Below are 270 nucleotides of genomic sequence, written 5' to 3' on the forward strand. Positions count from 1 at the left end.
CCTGAACGCCGCGGTCGAAGCAGCGCGTGCGGGCGAGCAGGGGCGCGGCTTCGCCGTCGTCGCCGGCGAAGTGCGCAGCCTGGCCCAGCGCTCGGCCGGCGCCGCCAAGGAAATCAAGGCCCTGATCGACGACTCGGTGCACAAAGTCGGCCAGGGCAACGCGCTGGTGGGCGAAGCCGGCCAAACCATGCGCGAGGTGGTCTCCTCGGTGCAGCAGGCCGCCACCATCATGCATGACATCACGCTGGCCAGCCGCGCACAGGGCGGCGA

Annotated in this window: 1 protein-coding gene; it reads left to right on the top strand. The window is 71.5% G+C overall.

What is annotated here, in order from left to right; all coding sequences use genetic code 11:
- Positions 1-270 (top strand): methyl-accepting chemotaxis protein (locus tag KVT32_RS30125; RefSeq protein WP_254637090.1); only part of this gene is annotated, 270 nt, incomplete at both ends.

Source organism: Achromobacter sp. GbtcB20 (assembly GCF_019091095.1).
In the GTDB taxonomy this organism is placed as follows: domain Bacteria; phylum Pseudomonadota; class Gammaproteobacteria; order Burkholderiales; family Burkholderiaceae_B; genus Achromobacter; species Achromobacter mucicolens.